16 protein-coding genes are annotated in these 15,748 nt (G+C 72.7%); 8 read left to right on the top strand and 8 right to left on the bottom strand.

Going from position 1 to position 15,748, the window contains the following annotated elements:
* Positions 1-6: 6 nt before the first annotated feature.
* Genes ybeY through IEZ05_RS00330 form a run of 3 tightly spaced genes read left to right on the top strand, consistent with a single transcriptional unit; the run spans position 7 to position 2,161 of the window.
* Positions 7-504: an rRNA maturation RNase YbeY gene (gene ybeY / locus IEZ05_RS00340; protein WP_189227885.1), complete on the top strand. Its 498-nt coding sequence runs from the start codon at positions 7-9 to the stop codon at positions 502-504.
* On the top strand, positions 501-1,805 hold the full coding sequence (locus IEZ05_RS00335) for a hemolysin family protein (protein WP_189227884.1): 1,305 nt from the start codon (positions 501-503) through the stop codon (positions 1,803-1,805). The genes ybeY and IEZ05_RS00335 overlap by 4 nt, the downstream gene beginning before the upstream one ends.
* Positions 1,802-2,161, top strand: a complete 360-nt coding sequence (locus tag IEZ05_RS00330; protein WP_189227883.1) for an MmcQ/YjbR family DNA-binding protein — start codon at positions 1,802-1,804, stop codon at positions 2,159-2,161. Before IEZ05_RS00335 ends, IEZ05_RS00330 begins: the two co-directional genes overlap by 4 nt.
* Here the strand turns inward: IEZ05_RS00330 and IEZ05_RS00325 are convergent.
* A complete protein-coding gene (locus tag IEZ05_RS00325; RefSeq protein WP_189227882.1) occupies positions 2,123-3,571 on the bottom strand; it encodes an MFS transporter in 1,449 nt (482 codons plus the stop codon). The genes IEZ05_RS00330 and IEZ05_RS00325 overlap by 39 nt on opposite strands.
* A gap of 148 nt (positions 3,572-3,719) precedes the next feature.
* Here IEZ05_RS00325 and IEZ05_RS00320 point away from each other — a divergent pair, with 148 nt between their 5' ends.
* From IEZ05_RS00320 to era, 3 genes are all read left to right on the top strand, one after another.
* Positions 3,720-4,541 (top strand): helix-turn-helix transcriptional regulator, encoded by an 822-nt coding sequence (locus IEZ05_RS00320; RefSeq protein ID WP_189228531.1) that lies wholly within the window; start codon positions 3,720-3,722, stop codon positions 4,539-4,541.
* A 29-nt stretch (positions 4,542-4,570) separates the two neighbouring features.
* Positions 4,571-4,924, top strand: coding sequence for a cytidine deaminase (locus IEZ05_RS00315; RefSeq protein WP_189227881.1), 354 nt, complete (start codon positions 4,571-4,573; stop codon positions 4,922-4,924).
* A gap of 73 nt (positions 4,925-4,997) precedes the next feature.
* Positions 4,998-5,951 (top strand): GTPase Era, encoded by a 954-nt coding sequence (era, locus tag IEZ05_RS00310; protein WP_189227880.1) that lies wholly within the window; start codon positions 4,998-5,000, stop codon positions 5,949-5,951.
* Positions 5,952-5,972: 21 nt separating this feature from the next.
* On the opposite strand, the gene IEZ05_RS00305 is transcribed toward era, so the two are convergent.
* From IEZ05_RS00305 to IEZ05_RS00290, 4 genes are all read right to left on the bottom strand, one after another.
* Complete coding sequence (locus IEZ05_RS00305; RefSeq protein WP_229869561.1) at positions 5,973-7,115, bottom strand: carbohydrate kinase family protein; 1,143 nt, start codon at positions 7,113-7,115, stop codon at positions 5,973-5,975.
* Positions 7,116-7,237: 122 nt separating this feature from the next.
* A complete protein-coding gene (locus tag IEZ05_RS00300) occupies positions 7,238-8,644 on the bottom strand; it encodes an MFS transporter (RefSeq protein WP_189227878.1) in 1,407 nt (468 codons plus the stop codon).
* Positions 8,645-8,689: 45 nt separating this feature from the next.
* Positions 8,690-9,979 carry a glucarate dehydratase family protein gene (locus IEZ05_RS00295; RefSeq protein ID WP_189227877.1) on the bottom strand — a complete coding sequence of 430 codons (1,290 nt, stop codon included), beginning with the start codon at positions 9,977-9,979 and terminating at the stop codon, positions 8,690-8,692.
* The gene (locus IEZ05_RS00290) at positions 9,976-10,941 is read right to left on the bottom strand and encodes a 5-dehydro-4-deoxyglucarate dehydratase (protein WP_189227876.1); all 966 of its coding nucleotides are present in this window, start codon (positions 10,939-10,941) and stop codon (positions 9,976-9,978) included. The genes IEZ05_RS00295 and IEZ05_RS00290 overlap by 4 nt, the downstream gene beginning before the upstream one ends.
* 101 nt (positions 10,942-11,042) lie before the next feature.
* Between IEZ05_RS00290 and IEZ05_RS00285 the strand changes: the two genes are divergently transcribed.
* Both IEZ05_RS00285 and IEZ05_RS00280 read left to right on the top strand, forming a co-directional pair.
* Positions 11,043-11,837, top strand: coding sequence for an IclR family transcriptional regulator (locus tag IEZ05_RS00285; RefSeq protein ID WP_189227875.1), 795 nt, complete (start codon positions 11,043-11,045; stop codon positions 11,835-11,837).
* Between the two features lie 174 nt (positions 11,838-12,011).
* A complete protein-coding gene (locus IEZ05_RS00280; RefSeq protein ID WP_189227874.1) occupies positions 12,012-13,361 on the top strand; it encodes an MFS transporter in 1,350 nt (449 codons plus the stop codon).
* 3 nt (positions 13,362-13,364) lie between these two features.
* On the opposite strand, the gene IEZ05_RS00275 is transcribed toward IEZ05_RS00280, so the two are convergent.
* From IEZ05_RS00275 to IEZ05_RS00265, 3 genes are read right to left on the bottom strand one after another with little or no spacing between them, the layout of a single operon-like run.
* Complete coding sequence (locus IEZ05_RS00275; protein WP_189227873.1) at positions 13,365-14,363, bottom strand: adenosine deaminase; 999 nt, start codon at positions 14,361-14,363, stop codon at positions 13,365-13,367.
* A 20-nt stretch (positions 14,364-14,383) separates the two neighbouring features.
* On the bottom strand, positions 14,384-15,289 hold the full coding sequence (locus IEZ05_RS00270; protein ID WP_189227872.1) for a ribonuclease Z: 906 nt from the start codon (positions 15,287-15,289) through the stop codon (positions 14,384-14,386).
* 15 nt (positions 15,290-15,304) lie between these two features.
* A complete protein-coding gene (locus IEZ05_RS00265; RefSeq protein WP_189227871.1) occupies positions 15,305-15,658 on the bottom strand; it encodes a histidine triad nucleotide-binding protein in 354 nt (117 codons plus the stop codon).
* Positions 15,659-15,748: the final 90 nt, after the last annotated feature.

The following is a 15,748-nucleotide window of genomic DNA, read 5'->3' as shown; positions in this document are numbered from 1 at the left end:
ACGACCATGTCGATCGACGTCAACAACGAGTCCGGAACCGAGGTCGACGAGCAGGCGATCCTCGACATCGCCCGCTACGCGCTCGCGCGGATGCGCATCCACCCGCTCTCCGAGCTCTCGGTGATCGTCGTGGACGCCGACGCCATGGAGCAGCTCCACATCCAGTGGATGGACCTGCCCGGTCCCACGGACGTCATGTCCTTCCCGATGGACGAGCTGCGTCCGCCGTCGAAGGACGACGACGAGCCGCCGCAGGGCCTGCTCGGCGACATCGTGCTCTGCCCGGAGGTCGCCGCCAAGCAGGGCACCGAGGCCGAGACGCGGCACTCCATGGACGAGGAGCTCCAGCTGCTCACCGTCCACGGGGTGCTGCACCTGCTCGGCTACGACCACGAGGAGCCCGACGAGAAGGCCGAGATGTTCGGCCTCCAGGCCGCCATCGTGGACGGGTGGCGTGCGGAGAAGGGCCTGACCGGCCCGTCCCCGGCCCCGACCGTCTCATGAGCCTCCCGCTCGTCGCAGGCGCCGTCGCCCTGATCGTCGTCGCCTGGCTCGCCGCGTGCGCGGAGGCGGGCCTGGCGCGGGTGTCCAGCTTCCGCGCCGAGGAGGCGGTGCGCGCGGGACGGCGCGGCAGCGCCAGGCTGGCCAAGGTCGCCGCCGACCCGACGCGCTACCTCAACGTGGCGCTGCTGGTCCGCGTCGCCTGCGAGATGGCCGCCGCCGCGCTGGTCACGTACGCCTGCCTGAAGGAGTTCGACGGCACCGGCGAGGCGCTGGTGATCGCCATCGCGGTGATGGTGCTGGTGTCGTACGTGGCCGTCGGGGTGTCCCCACGCACCATCGGACGTCAGCACCCGCTGAACACGGCGACGGCGGCGGCGTACGTCCTGGTGCCGCTGGACCGGGTCATGGGCCCGATCCCGTCGCTGCTCATCCTCCTCGGCAACGCGCTCACCCCCGGCAAGGGCTTCCGCCGCGGCCCCTTCGCCTCCGAGGCGGAGCTGCGGGCGCTGGTCGACCTCGCCGAGAAGGAGTCGCTGATCGAGGCCGAGGAGCGCCGCATGGTGCACTCGGTGTTCGAGCTGGGCGACACGCTCGTGCGGGAGGTCATGGTGCCGCGCACCGACCTCGTCGTCATCGAGCGGTACAAGACCATCCGCCAGGCCCTCACCCTCGCCCTGCGCTCCGGCTTCTCCCGGATACCGGTCACCGGTGACAGCGAGGACGACATCGTCGGGATCGTGTACCTGAAGGACCTCGTGCGCAAGACGCACATCAGCCGGGACGCGGAGAGCGACCTCGTGTCCACGGCGATGCGCCCGGCGTTCTTCGTGCCCGACACCAAGAACGCCGGTGACCTGCTGCGCGAGATGCAGAAGGAGCACAACCACGTCGCCGTCGTCATCGACGAGTACGGCGGCACGGCCGGCATCGTCACCATCGAGGACGTCCTCGAGGAGATCGTCGGCGAGATCACCGACGAGTACGACCGTGAGCTGCCGCCGGTCGAGGAGCTGGGCGAGGACCGATTCCGGGTCACCTCCCGCCTGGACATCGGCGACCTCGGCGAGCTGTACGGGCTGGAGGAGTTCGACGACGAGGACGTGGAGACCGTCGGCGGCCTGCTGGCGAAGGCGCTCGGCCGGGTGCCGATCGCCGGTGCCACGTCGATCGTCGAGCTGCCCGACGGCCGCGAGCTGCGGCTGACGGCGGAGGCCGCCGCGGGCCGCCGGAACAAGATCGTGACGGTGCTGGTGGAACCGGTGGCCCCGGCGAGGTCCGGTGCCGGGGAGGTGGCGGAGTGACGCCCCAGGAGCTGCGCGCGTTCTGCCTGTCCTTCAACGCGGCCGTGGAGGACTTCCCGTTCAGCCCGGAGATCTCGGTCTTCAAGGTGCTGGGCAAGATGTTCGCGCTGTCCTTCCTGGACGCGCGGCCGCTCACCGTCAACCTCAAGTGCGACCCGGAGGACGCGATCCGGCTGCGCGCCGAGCACGAGGGTTTGATCGTGCCCGGCTGGCACATGAACAAGCGGCACTGGAACACGGTCACCGTCGACGGCGAGCTCCCGGACCGTGTCGTCCGGGAGCTGGTCGAGGACTCGTACGACCTGGTCGTCGCCGGTCTACCGCGCGCCGACCGGCTCCGCCTCGACCGTCCCTGAGCGGCGGGGGCGCAGTCCGGCCGCGATCAGGGCGGCCGCCGCGAGGACGATCGCCGCGTCCAGGACCAGCACCGTGTGCACACCGGAGCGCAGGTCCGCGGAGGTGGTGGCCAGCACGCCCAGCAGCGGGATGCCGACGGTGATGCCGACCTGCTGCGTGGAGGTGACCAGGCCGGTCGCCAGGCCCTGCTCCTCGTCGGGGACGCCGGAGGTCACGGTCAGGCCGTAGGAGATGATCGCGCCCAGGTGGCACATGCTGGCCAGGGAGACGGCGGCCGTGGCCAGGAACACCGACCAGCCGCCCTCCCCGAGCGCCAGCAGGGACAGCCCCAGGGCGCCCTGCCCGGCGAGCGCGCCGACCAGGGTGCGGCGGGCGCCGAAGCGGCCGATGACGCGGGGCGCGTACGTCCCTGCCACCACCGACAGCACTCCCTGAACGCCGAAGACGAGGCCGGTCTCGAAGGCGGAGAGGCGCAGGACCTCCTGGAGGTACAGGGTGAGCACGAAGACCACCGTGGACATCATCGAGAAGGTCACCAGACCGCCCAGGTTGCCCCAGGCCACCGTGCGGCGGCGCAGCATCGGCAGGGAGACCAGCGGGGCGGCCGAGCGGGACTCGACGACCGCGAAGGCGGCCAGGAGCAGCAGGCCCGCGACGAGGGTGACGAGGACGTCGGTGCGGCCGAAGCCGTGCTCGGCGGCCGTCGACAGGGCGTAGATCAGGGAGAGCAGGCCGCCGGTGACGGTGACCGCGCCGGGCACGTCCAGGCGGGGGCGGTCGGGGGTGCGGGACTCGGGGAGCAGGCCGGGGGCGAGGGGCAGCACGATCAGGGCGAACAGGGCCAGCAGGCCCATGGTGGAGCGCCAGCTCAGCAGGTCGGTCAGCACGCCGCCGGCCACCATGCCGACGGTGAACCCGAGCGAGAGCAGGGTGCCGGAGATACCGAGGGCGCGGTCGCGGGCCGGGCCCTCCGGGAAGGTCGTCGTCAGCAGGGACATGCCGGTCGGCACGATGGCCGCCGCGCCGAGGCCCTGCAGGGCGCGTCCGGCGAGGAAGGAGGCCGGGTCCCAGGCGAAGGTCGCCAGCAGCGAGGCGGCGCCGAAGAGCGCGAGGCCGGCCAGGAACAGCCGGCGGCGGCCGTAGAGGTCGCCGATGCGGCCGAAGAGCAGCAGGAAGCCGCCGGACGGCAGCGCGAACGCCGTGACCGCCCACTGGAGGGCGGACTGGTTCATGCCGAGGTCCGCGCCGAGGACGGGCAGGGCGACGTTCAGGACGGAGAAGTCGAGCGCGACCATGAACTGGGCGGCGCAGAGCACGAACAGGACGAGCCGGTCGCGGGCCGAGAGCCGGGGAGCGGCCGCCGGTCCGGCGGGCGCCGGCGGGGTGGTGGTGGAGGTGTCGATCGCCATGGACAAGAGCCTGCGGGCGCCGGAATGATCGTGGGGAGCGGGCAGTTGTCCTGGTGGTGGCACCACCAGCCGGGATCGAGGGGGGAATCGGTACGTGACGGACACCGGACTCAAGACCCATCGGCGGCGCGAGCTGCGGGAGTTCCTGATGAGCCGCCGCGCACGCGTGACGCCGGCCGAGGCGGGACTGCCGGACGGCGGAGGGCGGCGCCGCACACCGGGGCTGCGCCGTGAGGAGGTCGCCGTGCTCGCCGGGGTGGGCGCCTCCTGGTACCAGTGGCTGGAGCAGGGCAGGGACATCTCGGTCTCCCCGCAGGTGCTGGACGCGGTCGGCCGGGTGCTGCGGCTGAGCAACGCCGAGCGCCGGCACCTGTACCTGCTGGCCGGGCTGAACCCGCCCGCGCCCGAGGTGGAGCCCGCCAAGCGGGACATGTGCGACGGGCTGCGACGGCTGATCGACACGTGGATGCCGTACCCGGCGCACATCATGGACCGGTACTACAACTGCGTCATGTACAACGACGCGGCGGCGATCGTGCTGGGCATGCGCCCCGACAGCACGCAGAACTGCCTGGTCGACTTCTTCACGGACCCGCTGTACCGGGCCCGTTCGCAGAGCTGGGAGCGCAACGCCCGGACGGTCGTCGCCCAGTTCCGCGCGGCGTGCTCGGCCAGTCCCGACGACGAGGGGTTCCAGGCGGTCCTGGCCCAGCTGCGGGACGACAGCGCCGACTTCGTCCGTCTGTGGGAGGAGCGGGACATCGAGGACGCCGGGCAGATCCGCAAGGAGCTGGAGCATCCGCTGGTCGGGCTGCTGTGCGTGGAGTCGACGGCCCTGAAGGTGCCCGCGCGGCCCGACCTGACGATCGTGCTGCACACGCCGCTGGACGAGGCGAACACCGCCGCGAAGCTGGAGTGGCTGGCGTCGCCGCAGGGGCGGCGCGGGGCGATGTACCCGGTGGCGGGGTGACCGGCGCGGCGCCTCCGTATGCTCTGACCATGACCGACACCACCGACCTCGACCCCGAGGACCGCAAGATCGTCACCCTGGCCCGCTCCGCCCGCGCCCGCAACGGCGTCCCCGAGGGCGCGGCCGTACGCGACGAGACCGGGCGTACGTACGTCGCCGGGACCGTCGCCCTGGACTCCCTGCAGCTCAGCGCCCTGCGGACGGCGGTGGCGATGGCGGTGGCGTCCGGTGCGCAGTCGCTGGAGGCGGCGGCCGTGGTGACCGACGCGGAGTCGGCGTCGGCCGAGGACCTGGCGGCGGTCCGGGACCTGGGCGGGACGGGGACGCCGGTGCTGGTCGCCGCGCCCGACGGAACGGTCCGGGACACGGTGAGCGCGGGCTGACCCTCGCCCGTCCCGCCGGCCCGCACACGGTGGTGGTACGGCGGGGCTCCGGGGATCAGGGACAATGGGCGCCATGAGCGTTGGTACCCAGTCATCCGAAAAGCCGGCCGAGGCTGTCCACCGGGCCGGCTTCGCCTGCTTCGTGGGCCGCCCCAACGCGGGCAAGTCCACCCTCACGAACGCTCTGGTCGGGCAGAAGGTGGCGATCACCTCGAACCGCCCGCAGACCACGCGGCACACCGTGCGGGGCATCGTGCACCGCCCGGAGGCCCAGCTGATCCTGGTGGACACCCCAGGGCTGCACAAGCCGCGCACGCTGCTGGGCGAGCGGCTGAACGACGTCGTGCGCACGACGTGGGCCGAGGTGGACGTCATCGGCTTCTGCCTGCCGGCGAACGAGAAGCTCGGTCCGGGCGACCGCTTCATCGCCAAGGAGCTGGCGGGGATCAAGAAGACCCCGAAGGTCGCGATCGTCACGAAGACGGACCTGGTCGACGGCAAGACGCTGGCCGAGCAGCTCATCGCGATCGACCGGCTCGGCGAGGAGCTGGGCATCACCTGGGCGGAGATCGTCCCGGTGTCGGCCACCGCGAACCAGCAGGTGGACCTCCTCGGCGACCTGCTGATCCCGCTGCTGCCGGAGGGCCCCGCGCTCTACCCGGAGGGCGACCTCACCGACGAGCCCGAGCAGGTCATGGTCGCCGAGCTGATCCGCGAGGCCGCGCTGGAGGGCGTGCGCGACGAGCTGCCGCACTCCATCGCCGTGGTCGTGGAGGAGATGCTCCCGCGCGAGGACCGCCCCGCCGACAAGCCGCTCCTGGACATCCACGCCAACGTCTTCATCGAGCGCCCCAGCCAGAAGGGCATCATCATCGGCCCCAAGGGCAAGCGCCTGAAGGACGTCGGCATCAAGTCCCGCAAGCAGATCGAGGCCCTGCTGGGCACCCCCGTCTTCCTGGACCTGCATGTCAAGGTCGCGAAGGACTGGCAGCGCGACCCGAAGCAGCTGCGGCGGCTCGGGTTCTGAGGTGCCCTTTGGGGCGGGCGGTCAGGTCGGGTGGCGGAAGCCGATGGTGGGGACCGCTCGTCGCAGGGGCCAGGGCCTGACCGGCTCGTCCGGGACCAGGTCCGCCAGGAACGCGTAACGGCGCAGGGCCGTCGGGTCCTGCCCCTCCACCGACTGGACCTTGCGCCACCAGGTCGCGATCTCGGACCAGCCCGGCGCCGACAGGGAACCGCCGAACTCCTGGACGGAGAGGGCGGCGGTCAGGCCGGCGAAGGCCAGGCGGTCGGCGAGCGGCCAGCCGGCCAGGGTGCCGGTGACGAACCCGGCGACGAAGACGTCCCCGGCGCCGGTCGGGTCCAGGGCCTCCACGGCGATGGCCGGTACCTCGGCGCTCTCCCCCGTCCGCCGGTCCACCGCGTAGGCGCCCTCCGCGCCGAGGGTGACCACCGCGAGCGGCACGTGCTCGGTCAGGGCGTGCGCGGCGGCGCGGGGACACGTGGCGCCCGTGTAGCGCATGGCCTCCTCGGCGTTCGGCAGGAACGCCTCGCAGTGCGCGAGGTCGGCCAGCCCGGCCAGGTCCCACGCGCCGGTGTCGTCCCAGCCGACGTCGGCGAAGATGCGGGTGCCCTGGGCTGCGGCCTGTGCGGTCCACGGGGCGCGGACGCCGGGCGTCAGGGAGGCGATGGCGGCACGCGCGCGCGGCGGGCAGTCGGGGGACAACTCCTCCGGCGGCGGCTCGTGACCGTGGGAGACCATCGTGCGCTCCCCCTCGTACGCCATGGAGACCGTGACCGGCGAGTGCCAGCCGGGCACGGTGCGCGAGGGGGTCAGGTCGATGCCCTCGCCCCGGGCGAGCGCGTCCCAGCAGTAGTCGCCGTAGTGGTCGTCGCCGAACGCCGCCGCCAGCGAGGTACGCAGGCCGAGGCGGGCCAGCGCGGTCGCCATGTTGGCCACGCCTCCCGGGCTCGACCCCATCCCGCGTGCCCAGGACTCGGTCCCGCGCACCGGGGCGGAGTCGAGCCCGGTGAAGATGACGTCGAGGAAGACGGTGCCGGTGAGATACACGTCCCAGGGCGGGTCCTGCGGGGTGCGCAGGGCGGCCAGGGGGTCGACCTGTGGGTGTCGGTGCGATCCCTCGTCCTGCAGGTGGCGATGTGTTCTCTCGTCGGCGGACACGGCGGTCATGACGGTCCCGTCGGACGCCGCGGACACGGTGGACGCTGTCACGGTGCGCTCCCTGGCATGGTGCGGATCAGGCCAGTGTGCACCACGCCGCCGACAACCCGGCGGCGATCGCGCCGTGGGTGTCAGGCCGTCGCGGGCCCCGGGTGGCTGGTCCGGGCCGCGCCGGGGGTCGTCTCCGGTGCCGTGCCGGCCGGTTTCCTCGCCGGTCGGGTGCGGACCCGGTCGTTGCGTCCGCCGCCCCGCACCAGCAGCACGCTGAGCGCGGCCAGGAAGCCGACGACGGTGAGCCCGACCAGGCCGCCCTCGGTGGAACCGGTCGAGTCCTCGATGATCCCGAAGGCAGTGGGGGCGACGAAGCCGCCGAGGTTGCCGATGGAGTTGATCAGCGCGATGCCGGGGGCCGCGGCCCGGGCGTCGAGATAGCTCTGCGGGATGGTCCAGAAGACCGGGGAGGCCGGTTTGAAGCCCATCGCGGCCACGCACAGCGCGCCCAGCCCGGCCCAGGGCGAGACGAACACGGCCAGCAGGGTGCCGCAGCCGCCGAGGACGAGCAGCGTGATCAGGACGGGCCGGCGCTTGCCGATGCGGTCGGAGATCCGCCCGCTGACGTACAGGGCGCCGATCGCGCACAGCCACGGCACGGACGTCAGCAGCCCCACCTGGAAGTCGCTCAGGCCGCCGATGTCGTCCACGATCGAGGGCAGCCAGAACGTCACCGCGTACAGGGCGACGTTGATGGCGAAGTAGATCCACAGGAAGAGCAGCATCTGCGGGTCGGCGAGGAGCTTCCAGCGGGAGACCTTCGCCGCCTTCTCACCGCGCCGCGCGTCCCGCTCGTCCTGTTCGGCGTCGATGACGGCGATGAGGCCGGTCTTCTCCTCGTCGGTCAGCCAGGTCGCCTGCTCGACCCCGGAGTCCAGGAAGCGGTAGACGACGAAGCCGAGGACGACGGAGAAGACGCCCTCCACGAAGAACATCCACTGCCAGCCGGAGTGGCCCCAGACGCCGTGCATCTCCAGCAGCGCGCCGGAGACGGGACCGACGATGACGGTCGCCGTGCCGGAACCCATCAGGAAGACCGAGGTGGCGCGGCCCCGGTGGGAGTCGGGCAGCCAGCGGCTGAAGTAGTAGATGACGGCCGGGAAGAAGCCGGCCTCGGCGACGCCGAGCAGGAAGCGCAGGGCGTAGAACATCTCCACGCTGTCGACGAAGGCCATCGCGGTGGCGACGACGCCCCAGCTGATCATGATGCGGGTGAGCCACACCTTCGCCCCGAACCGCTCCATCAGGATGTTGGAGGGGACCTCGAAGAGGGCGTACGCGATGAAGAAGATGCCGGCGCCCAGTCCGAACGCGGCGGCCGACAGCCCCACGTCGGCCCTCAGTTCGTCCTGGGCGAAGCCGAGGTTGACGCGGTCCATGTAGTTCGCCACGAACATGACGAAGAACAGGGGGACCACGCGGCGGAAGATCTTGCGGACGGCGGACTGTACGGCGGGGGGATGCGCCTCGGGGACTGCTGCGGACACGAGCGGCTCCGGTCGTGGCAGGGAAGGGGGAGGAGGGAACGGGTTTCACCAACGCGGCACGGACGGGGTGACCCACTGAGGGTCGGCGACCCGCATCGCCGCCGCGTCGTCGCGGTCGCGGAGGGTGCCGTCGTCGTCGAGCCAGCGGCGGTGGAGGAACTCCAGCCGGTCGCGGTCGAGTTCGACGCCGAGGCCGGGGGCGTCGGAGACGGTGACCTTGCCGCCGTCGAAGGTGAGCCGTTCGGTGAGCACGTCCTCGGACTGCCAGGGGTAGTGGGAGTCGCAGGCGTGGTGGAGGTTCGGGACGGTGGCGGCCACGTGGGTCATGGCGGCGAGGCTGATGCCCAGGTGGGTGTTGGAGTGCATGGAGACGCCGACCCCGAAGGTGCGGCAGACGGCGGCGAGTTGCTGGGTGTTGCGCAGCCCGCCCCAGTAGTGGTGGTCGGAGAGCACGACCTGGACGGCGCCCTCGGTGAACGCCTCCTGGATCTCGGCGAACGTCGTCACGCACATGTTGGTGGCGAGCGGCACGCCGGTCTTCGCGGCGACCTCGGCCATCGCCGGGGTGCCGAGCGCGGGGTCCTCCAGGTACTCCAGGACGTCACCGAGTTCCGCGGCGACCTCGAGGGACGTCTCCACGGACCAGGCGCCGTTGGGGTCCAGGCGCAGGGGGTGCCCGGGGAAGGCCTCGGCGAGGGCCTTGATCGCGGCGATCTCCTCCTCGGGCGGGAAGACGCCGCCCTTGAGCTTGAAGGAGGTGAAGCCGTACCGCTCGGTGAAGGCGCGGGCCTGGGCCACGACGCCCGCCGGGTCGAGGGCGGCGCCCCAGTCGTCCTGCTCGCACGCCACGCCCTCGGGGTGGCCGGCCCACTTGTAGAACAGGTAGGCGCTGTACTCGACGGCGTCGCGGACCTTGCCGCCCAGCAGCGCGTGCACGGGCAGGCCGAGCGCCTTGCCGAGGGCGTCGAGGCAGGCGACCTCGAAGCCGGAGACGACGGACAGGCGCAGCTTGTCGGCGGTCTGGACGCCGCGCAGGCCGCCGACGTCGACCTGGCCGGAGACCCGGGAGGAGTCGACGGCGACCTCGTCGGCCGTGGTGAACAGGCCGTTGAGGTCGCTCACCTGACGCCCGAGCAGCTTGTCGGCGAAGGGGCGGGCCAGTTCGAGGTACTTGGCGTCGCCGTAGGTCTCGCCGACGCCGGTGATCCCGTCGGCGGTCTCCACCTCGACGATCAGGCGGGGGGTGTACGGCTGGTGGACGCCCTGGGTGTTGAGCAGCGGCGGGTCGGCGACGAGGATCGGCGTCAGACGGACGTCGGTGATGGTGAGGTTCACAGGGCGGCTCCTACGAGGGCGAGTCCGGCGGTGAGCAGGGTCTTGAGTGCGGCCAGGTCGGCGGCCGACGGGTCGGTGAGCGGGGCGCGCACCGGACCGACCGGGCAGCCGCGCAGCCGGGCCGCGGCCTTCACGAGGGACACGGCGTATCCGGGGACGCGGTCGCGCAGTTCGACGAGGGGCACGTAGAAGTCGCGCAGCAGCTTGTCGACGGTGCCGCGGTCGCCGTCGCGCAGGGCGGCGAGGAAGGCGTTCGCGATCTCGGGGGCGAAGGCGTGCACGGCGGAGGAGTAGGCCGGGACGCCGACGGCGGCGTAGGCGCGGGCCTGGACCTCGGCGGTGGCGGCGCCGTTGAAGAACAGGAAGTCCTCGGGGGCGGCGAGGACCATGCGCTGGAGGCGGTCGAGGTCGCCGTGGCCGTCCTTGAGGCCGATGACACCAGGGATGCGGGCGATGCGCCGGACCGACTCGGCGGTGTAGGTGACCTGGCCGCGCTGGTAGGCGATCAGCGGGAGCCGGGTGCCGGCGGCGATCCGCTCCAGCTGGGCGGCCAGGCCCTCCTGCGGGGCCGCGGTGAGGTAGTGCGGCATGACGAGGAGGGCGTCGGCGCCGGCGTCCTCGGCGATGCGCGCGAAGCGGAGGGCCTGCGCCCAGCCGTATCCGGCGCCGGCGACGACGGGCACCCGGCCGGCCGTCTCCTCGACGGCGATGGTGACGACCCGGCGGTACTCGTCCTCGTCGAGGGAGAAGAACTCACCGGTGCCGCAGGCGGGGAAGACCGCGCCGGGACCGGCGGCGACGCGTTCGGCGACGTAGGCCCGGTAGCCGTCGGGGTCGAGTGACCCGTCGTCGCGGAAGCTCGTCAGGGGGAAGGACAGCACCCTGTCCGCCATCCCCTCCCGCAACCGCCGGACCACCGCCGTCACGGGGTCGGTGCCGGTGTCGGAACCCACGCTCACCATCGCTGTCTCCGTATGTAGACGTCATCCATGTATGAAGATGGAGATTAGATAGGCGGACGGGAGTCGTCAATGGGTCGGCGACGTCCGTCTACGATCGGCACATGTCGGAGACAGGGGGCGCGGCGGGCGGCGTCCGCGAGGTGAAGTCGGCGGCGCGCACGGTCGAGCTGCTGGAGGTGCTGGCCGCGCGCGGGGACCGTCCGGCCCGGCTCCAGGAGCTGGCGGACGAGCTGGGCGTGCCGCGCAGCTCGATGTACGCGCTGCTCCAGACCCTGATCTCGCGCGGCTGGGTGCGCACCGACGTCACCGGCTCGCTGTACGGCATCGGCATCCACGCCCTGCTCACGGGCACCGGTTACCTCGACTCCGACCCCCGGGTGCGGGTGGTGCGGCCGTACCTCGACGAGGCGTCCGAGGCGCTGGGCGAGACGATCCACCTGGGGCGGCTCGACGGGCACGACGTGGCCTACCTGGCGACCCGGGAGTCGCACGAGTACCTGCGCACCATCAGCAGGGTGGGGCGCCGGCTGCCCGCCCACGTGGGCGCCCTCGGCAAGGCACTGCTGGCGGAGCGGCCGGACACGGAACTGCCCGAGGGCCCCTACGAGGTGTTGACCCCGAACACGCACGCCGGCCGGGACTCCCTGGCGGCCGACCTCGCCGAGATCCGGGAGCGCGGCTACTCCGTCGACCGCGAGGAGGGCGTGACGGGAATCGTCGGCTTCGGCTTCGCGCTGCGCTACGACGTCCCGGCCCTGGACGCCATCAGCTGCTCGGTGCCGGTGGCCCGCCTGACGCCTGATCACGAGGCGCGGATCGTCGCGGTGATGCGGGAGATCCGGGCCAAGGTGGAGGCGACTATTCCGGCCGGAGGCGGCTCGGTCCACTGGCGGTGACGCGCCCTCCTACCCGGTCGCTCGAACCCCAAACGCAGGTGTGGTTCGGATCACACCCCCTCGCCTGTTTCCCGCCACCCCGCGCTTGATACAAATTGCGCGCGCGTTCCTGTCCGTCGACGGTCGTCGCCCCCTCCCCCTCCCCCCTTCCTTTCGCATGCCCTGGGAACGCCCGTGTTCGCCCCCCGCACCACTCCCTGGCCCCTCGTCGCCCTTTTCACGGCCGGGTACCTTCCTCCCTACCTGCTCCCCACCACCGTCGGCAGACTGGACACCGGCCTGCCGCTGACCGCCACGCAGGCGGGCGCCGTCGGCAGCGCGCTGCTGCTGAGTTCGGCGACCGCGGGCTTCCTGCTCGCCTCCCGGGTGCAGCGGATCGGCGCCCGGACGCTGGCCCGGTTCGGGCTCGTCCTGGCCGTCGTCGGCTACGGCTCCGCCGCGCTCACCACCGCCGTCCCGGCCGTCGTCGCCGGCGCGGTCCTCGGCGGTTTCGGGTCGGGCACCGCCACCACGGTCGCCGCCACCCGAATCGCCGCCGAGCGCGACCCCCACCGCGCCTCCACCCTGGGCCTGCTGACCGTGTCCGCGCTGGCCGGCGCGGTGTATCTGACGGTGCCGCACCTCGGCCGGGCGCACGGCCTGCCGCTGGCCGCGATCGCCCTGACCGCCCTCGCGGTGTGGCCGTTGACCCGGCGCCTGCCGGGCGGGGCGGCCACGTCACCGGCCGCGCACGACACGGACCCCACCCCTCCGCTCCCCCGCCGCCGCTCGGGACTGGTCCTCGCCGCCACCGTGCTGTGCTGGTCCCTCGCGCAGAACTCCCTGTGGGGCGTCAGCGGCCGGATCGGGCTGACCCAGGCCGGTCTGGGCGACGCCACCCTCGGGGTCGTCTTCGCCGTCGCCCTGGGCGCGGGACTGGTCGGCGTCCTGGTGGCCGGCGCGCTCGGGCCGCGGCTGGGACGGGCGATGCCCATCGGCGCGGGCACGGTGCTGATCGCGGGCTGCATCGCGGTGAGCGCGTCCGCGACCACCCCCGCGACGTTCGCGACCGGGGAGATCGCCTGGAACACGCTGTACCCGGTCGTCCTGTCGTACCTGATCGGCCTCGCCGCCTCGCTCGACCCGCGCGGCCGGTGGGCGGTGCTCGTCGGGTCGGCGTCCTCGCTGGGCACGGCGGCCGGACCGCTGACCGGCAGTGTGCTCTCGGCGCAGGCCGGTTACGCGGGCATGGGCCTGGTCCTCGGCGCCGGCCTGCTGCTGGCCGCCGTGCCGATGACGGCCGTCGCCCTGCACACCGGCGGGCGCCCGCTGCTGCCCGGCGCGATCCGCCGCCGCGGCGGCACCCCGGCCGCCCTGGTCGCCGCCGCCACCGGCACGCCCAGCGGTGCCGTTCCCGAGGTCGGCGCCATGGAACAGCCGGTCGTGGAGATCGACATGGACGCCCGGGCCGTGCCGGTGCAGCGCGCCTACGACACGGCGGGACCCCGGGCGGCGGCGGCCACACCGGGGTCCGGGACGGGCTGAGTCCTACACCGTCGGGAACGCGTACGCCTCCACCTCGGCCAGGCAGCGCGCCCGCAGCTCCTCGTCGTCCTCCAGGAAGGAGGCGAGGAAGGAGTTGCGGGCCAGCTCCCGCAGCCGCTCGTCGGTCAGGCCGAGCGCGGCGCGCACGGCGTCGAGGTTGTCGCCCGCGTAGCCGCCGAAGTAGGCGGGGTCGTCGGAGTTGACCGTGCACATCAGCCCGGCGTCGAGCATGGCGGGCAGCGGGTGGTCGGCGAGGGTGTCGACCGTGCGGAGCCGCACGTTGGACAGCGGGCACAGGGTCAGCGGGACGCGGTCGCGCACCAGCCGCTCGACCAGCGCCGGGTCCTCCATCGAGCGCAGACCGTGGTCGATCCGCTCGACGCCGAGCACGTCCAGGGCCTCGGTGACGTACTCCGGCGGCCCCTCCTCGCCCGCGTGCGCGACACGGCGCAGCCCGAGGGCGGCGGCGGCCTCGTACACCTCGCGGAACTTCACCGGCGGGTGGCCGACCTCGGCGGAGTCCAGGCCGACGCCGATGATGCGGTCCAGGTACGGCTTCGCCTCGTGGAGGGTCTCCAGGGCCGACTCGGCGGAATCGTCGCGCAGGAAGCACATGATCAGCCGGGTGGAGACGCCGTGGTTCTCCCGGCTGCGGCCCAGCGCACGCCACAGGCCCTCCACGACCGTGCCCATCTCCACGCCCCGGGCGAGGTGCGCCTGCGGGTCGAAGAAGATCTCCGCGTGCCGTACGCCCTGCGCGGCGGCGCGGGCCAGGTAGGCGTTCGCGAGGTCCTCGAAGTCCCGCTCGGTGCGCAGGACGGCCATGAGCTCGTAGTACAGGTTCAGGAAGGACTGGAGGTCCTCGAACCGGTACGCCTCGCGCAGGGCGTCCGTGTCCGCGTAGGGCAGGGCGACACCGTTGCGGGCGGCCAGCTCGAAGGCCAGCTCCGGCTCCAGGGTGCCTTCGATATGGAGGTGCAGTTCAGCTATGGGCAGGGGCATCAGAGCATGGTACGGCGGTTTCACCGACGTTTCGGAACCGGGACTCTCAGTAGGTCGTGGGCCACGGTCAGCTCACCGTCGTAACCGGCGGCCCGTGCCTGCCGTTCGAACTCCTCCGGGTCCGCATAGCGCTGACTGAAGTGGGTGAGGACCAGGTGCCGTACGCCCGCATCCCGGGCGACCCGAGCCGCCTGCCCGGCGGTGAGGTGGCCGTGGTCGGAGGCCAGCTCCTCGTCCTCGTCGAGGAACGTCGACTCGATGACCAGCAGGTCACAGCCCTCGGCCAGCTCGTGCACCCCCGCGCAGAGCCGGGTGTCCATGACGAACGCGAACCGCTGGCCGCGGCGGACCTCGCTGACCTCGTCCAGCGATACGCCGTTCAGCGCGCCCTCGCGCTGGATGCGGCCCACGTCGGGGCCCTTGATGCCGTGCGCGGCCAGACGCTCGGGCAGCATGCGCAGGCCGTCGGGTTCGGTGAGCCGGTAGCCGTACGACTCGACGGGGTGCGAGAGCCTGCGGGCGTCCAGCGTGTAGGCGGGGGTGACCGCAAGGGGCCCGTCCGCGTCGACCGGCGCCTCGGTGAGGGCGACCGTCTCGCGGTAGGCGGTGGCGTACCGCAGGCGGTCGAAGAAGCGCTGCCCGGAGCGCGGGTAGTGGGCGGTGACCTCGTGCGGGACGCGGTCCAGGTTGATGCGCTGGATGACGCCGGCGAGACCGAGGCTGTGGTCGCCGTGGAAGTGCGTGACGCAGATCCGGTTCAGGTCGTGGGCGGCGACCCCGGCGCGCAGCATCTGGCGCTGCGTGCCCTCGCCGGGGTCGAACAGGATGCCCTCGCCGTCCCAGCGCAGCAGGTAGCCGTTGTGGTTGCGGTGCCGCGTCGGTACCTGACTGGCGGTGCCGAGGACGACGAGTTCACGTACGGACATCGTGGTCGCGCCGGGTTATCCGGGGGGCCATTCGAGGCCGCGGCCGCCGAGGACGTGGGCGTGGGCGTGCCAGACGGTCTGGCCGGCGCCGGTGCCGGTGTTGAAGACGATGCGGTAGCTGTCCAGCTTCTCGTCGTCGGCGACGGCCCGGGTCTCGCGCAGCACGTCCGCGGCGAGTTCCGGGGCGCCGGCGGCGAGGGCGGCGGCGTCCCGGTAGTGCGCCTTGGGGATCACCAGGACGTGGGTGGGTGCCTGGGGGTTTATGTCGCGGAACGCGACGGTGGTGTCCGTCTCGCGGACGATCGTCGCCGGGATGTGACCCGCGACGATCTTGCAGAACAGGCAGTCGTCCTGTGGCTCGCCGGGCATGGGCGCTCCTTACGGTGGTGATCTTCTGGGGGCATGCTATCCGTCAAGCCGCGGGCAACCGCGCCGCCTGGGGCGGCACGACTGCCCGCA

Source organism: Streptomyces flaveolus, from assembly GCF_014648815.1.
In the GTDB taxonomy this organism is placed as follows: Bacteria; Actinomycetota; Actinomycetes; order Streptomycetales; family Streptomycetaceae; genus Streptomyces; species Streptomyces flaveolus.
Note: the sequence above shows the minus strand (reverse complement) of the source record. Positions and strands in the feature narration are given on the sequence as shown.

Excerpts from the sequence above, each read along its gene's own strand:
- IEZ05_RS00270 (WP_189227872.1), bottom strand. The coding sequence starts at position 15,289 with ATGTCCGTACGTGAACTCGTCGTCCTCGGCACCGCCAGTCAGGTACCG.
- IEZ05_RS00290 (WP_189227876.1), bottom strand. The coding sequence starts at position 10,941 with ATGGTGAGCGTGGGTTCCGACACCGGCACCGACCCCGTGACGGCGGTG.
- era (WP_189227880.1), top strand. The coding sequence starts at position 4,998 with ATGAGCGTTGGTACCCAGTCATCCGAAAAGCCGGCCGAGGCTGTCCAC.
- IEZ05_RS00325 (WP_189227882.1), bottom strand. The coding sequence starts at position 3,571 with ATGGCGATCGACACCTCCACCACCACCCCGCCGGCGCCCGCCGGACCG.
- IEZ05_RS00320 (WP_189228531.1), top strand. The coding sequence starts at position 3,720 with ATGAGCCGCCGCGCACGCGTGACGCCGGCCGAGGCGGGACTGCCGGAC.
- ybeY (WP_189227885.1), top strand. The coding sequence starts at position 7 with ATGTCGATCGACGTCAACAACGAGTCCGGAACCGAGGTCGACGAGCAG.
- IEZ05_RS00305 (WP_229869561.1), bottom strand. The coding sequence starts at position 7,115 with ATGACCGCCGTGTCCGCCGACGAGAGAACACATCGCCACCTGCAGGAC.
- IEZ05_RS00285 (WP_189227875.1), top strand. The coding sequence starts at position 11,043 with ATGTCGGAGACAGGGGGCGCGGCGGGCGGCGTCCGCGAGGTGAAGTCG.
- IEZ05_RS00315 (WP_189227881.1), top strand. The coding sequence starts at position 4,571 with ATGACCGACACCACCGACCTCGACCCCGAGGACCGCAAGATCGTCACC.
- IEZ05_RS00275 (WP_189227873.1), bottom strand. The coding sequence starts at position 14,363 with ATGCCCCTGCCCATAGCTGAACTGCACCTCCATATCGAAGGCACCCTG.
- IEZ05_RS00265 (WP_189227871.1), bottom strand. The coding sequence starts at position 15,658 with ATGCCCGGCGAGCCACAGGACGACTGCCTGTTCTGCAAGATCGTCGCG.
- IEZ05_RS00335 (WP_189227884.1), top strand. The coding sequence starts at position 501 with ATGAGCCTCCCGCTCGTCGCAGGCGCCGTCGCCCTGATCGTCGTCGCC.